Raw genomic sequence first — 4,430 nt, 5'->3', positions numbered from 1 at the left:
AGGTCGACGGCCGCCAGGCCACCGCCCGCCGCACCGGCGTCCCCGAGCTGGACCGTGTCCTCGGCGGCGGCCTCGTCCCCGGCGCGGTCGTCCTCGTCGCCGGCGAGCCCGGCGTCGGCAAGTCCACCCTCCTCCTCGACGTGGCCGCGAAGTCGGCCAGCGCCGAGCACCCCACGCTCTATGTCACCGGCGAGGAGTCCGCGAGCCAGGTCCGTCTCCGGGCCGACCGTATCGGCGCCCTCCACGACCATCTGTACCTCGCCGCCGAGACCGACCTGGCCGCCGTCCTCGGTCACTTGGACGCCGTCAAGCCCGGTCTGCTCATCCTCGACTCGGTGCAGACGGTCGCCTCCCCGGAGATCGACGGCGCCCCCGGCGGCATGGCGCAGGTCCGCGAGGTCGCGGGTGCCCTGATCCGCGCCTCGAAGGAACGGGGCATGGCGACCCTGCTCGTGGGCCACGTCACCAAGGACGGCGCGATCGCGGGCCCGCGCCTCCTGGAGCACCTGGTCGACGTCGTGCTGCATTTCGAGGGCGACCGCCATGCCCGCCTCCGCCTCGTACGCGGCATCAAGAACCGCTACGGCGCCACGGACGAGGTCGGCTGCTTCGAGCTGCACGACGAGGGCATCACCGGCCTCGCCGACCCCAGTGGCCTCTTCCTCACCCGCCGCGACGAGCCGGTGCCCGGCACCTGCCTCACCGTCACCCTGGAGGGCCGCCGCCCCCTCGTAGCCGAAGTGCAGTCGCTCACAGTCGACTCCCAGCTGCCCTCCCCCCGCCGCACCACGTCCGGCCTGGAGACCTCGCGTGTCTCGATGGTCCTGGCGGTCCTGGAGCAGCGCGGCCGGATCGCCGCTCTGGGCAAGAGGGACATCTACTCCGCGACGGTCGGCGGCGTGAAGCTGTCCGAGCCCGCCGCGGACCTGGCGATCGCGCTGGCCCTGGCGTCCGCGGCGAGCGACACCCCGCTGCCCAAGAACCTCGTGGCGATCGGCGAAGTGGGTCTCGCCGGCGAGGTCAGAAGGGTCACCGGTGTGCAGCGCCGCCTCACGGAGGCGCACCGCCTCGGCTTCACGCACGCGCTCGTTCCGTCCGATCCCGGCAAGGTTCCTCCCGGTATGAAGGTGCTGGAAGTGGCGGACATGGGGGACGCGCTGCGGGTACTGCCCCGATCCCGTCGTCGAGACGCCCCACGGGACGACGAGGACCGCCGGTAGACTTTGCCCAGGTCTCGCCCGTCCGTACGAACCACGTGTGCGAAACGGGAGCGCCCCAAAACCTGCGACCGGAGGAGTGCAGTGGCAGCCAACGACCGGGCAGCAGCTCCCGGAAAGTCCGGTGGGAGCTCCGGTGCCGATGGCCTGATGCGCGCCTCACTGAGCGCCGTGGCCCCGGGCACGGCACTGCGCGACGGGCTTGAGCGGATTCTCCGCGGCAACACCGGCGGACTCATCGTGCTCGGCTTCGACAAGACCGTCGAGCCGATGTGCACCGGTGGTTTCGTCCTGGATGTCGAGTTCACGGCCACGCGGCTGCGTGAGCTGTGCAAGCTGGACGGCGGCATCGTCCTCTCCTCGGACCTGTCGAAGATCCTGCGCGCGGGTGTCCAACTGGTCCCGGACCCGACGATCCCCACGGAGGAGACCGGCACCCGGCACCGCACCGCGGACCGCGTGAGCAAGCAGGTCGGGTACCCGGTGGTCTCCGTCTCCCAGTCGATGCGCCTGATCGCGCTGTACGTCGACGGGCAGCGCCGTGTCCTGGAGGACTCGGCGGCGATCCTCTCCCGCGCCAACCAGGCCCTCGCGACCCTGGAGCGGTACAAGCTCCGCCTGGACGAGGTCGCGGGAACGTTGTCAGCGCTGGAGATCGAGGACCTGGTGACGGTCCGGGACGTCTCGGCGGTGGCCCAGCGTCTGGAGATGGTCCGGCGCATCGCCACGGAGATCGCCGAGTACGTCGTCGAACTGGGTACGGACGGCCGCCTTCTGGCCCTCCAGCTGGACGAGCTCATCGCGGGTGTGGAGCCGGAGCGGGAACTGGTGGTCCGGGACTACGTCCCCGAGCCCACGGCCAAGCGTTCCCGTACGGTCGACGAGGCGCTGTACGAGCTGGACGCCCTCTCCCACGCGGAACTCCTCGAACTGCCCACGGTGGCGCGGGCCCTGGGCTACACCGGCTCCCCCGAGGGCATGGACTCGGCGGTCTCCCCGCGCGGCTTCCGCCTCCTGGCGAAGGTCCCCCGCCTGCCGGGCGCCATCATCGACCGCCTGGTGGAGCACTTCGGCGGCCTGCAGAAGCTGCTCGCCGCGAGCGTCGACGACCTCCAGACGGTCGACGGCGTCGGTGAGGCCCGCGCCCGCAGCGTCCGCGAGGGCCTGTCGCGCCTGGCGGAGTCCTCGATCCTGGAGCGCTACGTCTAGGGCCCTGGCCTCCGGCGGTCAGCCGAACCCACCGACCACCGCATCCCCTGGCCGCTCGCGTCCACGCGCGCGCCCGGCTCCGGAGGGCCGCCCGCCCGGGGCCGGCGCGCGCGCCCCGGAGGGTCAGTCCTTCTCCAGGACGAACGACGTCCGGTCCTTGGCCAGGCCGGGGGCCTTCGCCTCGATGAGGTACGTGCCGGGCTTTGCCGCACCGGCGGACGGGGTGGCGCAGTTGGGGGCGCTGGGGTCCCGGTTCCACTGGACGGTGTAGGTGACCTGGTCGCCGGCCGGGACCCGGAACAGCAGGCTGCCGGCGGTCTCGTGACAGTCGTCGGAGGACCAGAACGCGTCGTCGGCCCCGGTCGCGGTGATCGTCACGATCGTGTGGTCCGGCCCGAGGTCGAGCTTGCAGTCGCTGCCCGAGGAGTTGCGGGCGACGAGCTGGAACGTGGGGTCCGTCCCGGGCGCGTAGGCGTTCCGCACGCTGCGGATGCTCAACTTGACGGCCGAGGAGGCGCAGTCGGGCAGGCTGGACCCCGCCGGGACCTGCTCGCCGGAGGTGCTCCCCCCACTGCTCCCGGTGCCGCCGCTGGACGAGCCGCCCCCGGCGGCGCTCGAACCGTCGTCGCCACCGCCGGACCCGGAGCCCGAGCCAGAACCGGAGCCGGAGCTGTCGCCCCCGGAGCCGGACTCGTCGCCCGTCTCGTCACGGCCGCCCGGTGCCTGGCTGATCGCCGGGCCGGAGCCGGAGGGTCCGGGAGTGATGGAGGGCGCGGGGTTCTTGCCGTGGGAGTCGCCCGCGCCGTTCTTGCCGTTGCCGCCACCGCCGGTGACGACCCATACGATCAGGAGGGCGAGCACGCCGAGGACGGCCGCGATGACGGCCCTCCGTCGCCAGTAGATGGTGGAGGGAAGCGGCCCGACCGGATTGCGCAGAGATCCCACGGCGCAAACTGTACGAGAGATCAGGCACTTAACCGGCCTCACCCGCCGCTCTGAACCGCAACTTTTCCGGATCATCATTCCGGTCGGCCCGACTCGGCACCTGATCAGGGAAGTTACCGATCGCTTTCAGTAACCATCATGGCGAAACGGACACCGTCCGTGATCATGGCGTTCAGGTGAAGGAAAGGTCAACACCCCTTCCCCCGACACATGTTCACCGGACCGGTGCACGACTCCCCCAGGCCGACCGCCAACGCCATCCCTCCCCGATCCCGTTCGCGATCGCACCCCTTGCACCTTTGGCCATCCCCTCGGCACCGCCGCCCCACGGGGCACCCCCCTGCGACAATCGTCCTCATCCCGGACCAGCTGGAGGACGACCATGGACCACACCGTGCCGCCGGGCTCGCGGCCGTTGCGGAAGCTGGGCTTTCTGACCATCGGGCTGTTCGACGAGGCGGACCCCGGGCGGGGCCACGAGTCGACCCTGGAGATCATCGAGCTGGGCGAGCGGCTCGGTTTCGACAGTGCCTGGCTGCGCCACCGTCACCTCCAGTACGGCATCTCCTCCCCCGTCGCCGTCCTCGCGGCGGCCTCACAGCGCACGAGCCGTATCGAACTGGGCACCGCCGTCATCCCGTTGGGCTGGGAGAACCCGCTGCGGCTCGCGGAGGACCTGGCGACGGTCGACATCCTGTCCGGCGGCCGGCTCAACCCCGGTGTCAGCGTGGGACCGCCGATGCACTACGACACGGTCAGGTCGGCGCTCTACCCCGACACCGCCGACGCCGAGGACTTCAGCTTCGAGCGGGTCCGGCGGCTCCTGGGCTTCGTGCGCGGGGAGGCGGCCACGGAGTTCAGCGGCACCGAGGGGTTCGAGGTCTTCTCGGACCGGGTCCAGCCGCACTCCCCCGGCCTGGGAAGCCGTCTGTGGTACGGGGGCGGCAGCCTGCGGTCGGCCCGCTGGGCCGGGGAGAACGGGATGAACTTCCTCACCAGCAGCGTCGTGAAGGCGGAGCCGGGGGAGGCGACGCCGGGCGGGGGTGCGCCGGGGAACGA

4 protein-coding genes are annotated in these 4,430 nt (G+C 71.7%); 3 read left to right on the top strand and 1 reads right to left on the bottom strand.

All coding sequences use genetic code 11. From position 1 onward, the window contains the following. Together radA and disA are read left to right on the top strand one after the other, a co-directional pair. Positions 1-1,220 (top strand): DNA repair protein RadA (radA, locus tag AOK15_RS40665; protein WP_055524225.1); only part of this gene is annotated, 1,220 nt, incomplete at its 5' end. Between the two features lie 81 nt (positions 1,221-1,301). Further along, a complete protein-coding gene (gene disA / locus AOK15_RS40660; protein WP_055524223.1) occupies positions 1,302-2,426 on the top strand; it encodes a DNA integrity scanning diadenylate cyclase DisA in 1,125 nt (374 codons plus the stop codon). A gap of 123 nt (positions 2,427-2,549) precedes the next feature. Here disA and AOK15_RS40655 read toward each other — a convergent pair whose 3' ends face one another. Continuing rightward, complete coding sequence (locus AOK15_RS40655) at positions 2,550-3,371, bottom strand: hypothetical protein (protein ID WP_055524221.1); 822 nt, start codon at positions 3,369-3,371, stop codon at positions 2,550-2,552. A 394-nt stretch (positions 3,372-3,765) separates the two neighbouring features. Between AOK15_RS40655 and AOK15_RS40650 the strand changes: the two genes are divergently transcribed. Beyond that, positions 3,766-4,430: LLM class flavin-dependent oxidoreductase (locus tag AOK15_RS40650; protein ID WP_205632326.1), on the top strand; the 665-nt coding region annotated here is incomplete at its 3' end.

Source organism: Streptomyces ossamyceticus (assembly GCF_001418475.1).
In the GTDB taxonomy this organism is placed as follows: domain Bacteria; phylum Actinomycetota; class Actinomycetes; order Streptomycetales; family Streptomycetaceae; genus Streptomyces; species Streptomyces ossamyceticus.
Note: the sequence above shows the minus strand (reverse complement) of the source record. Positions and strands in the feature narration are given on the sequence as shown.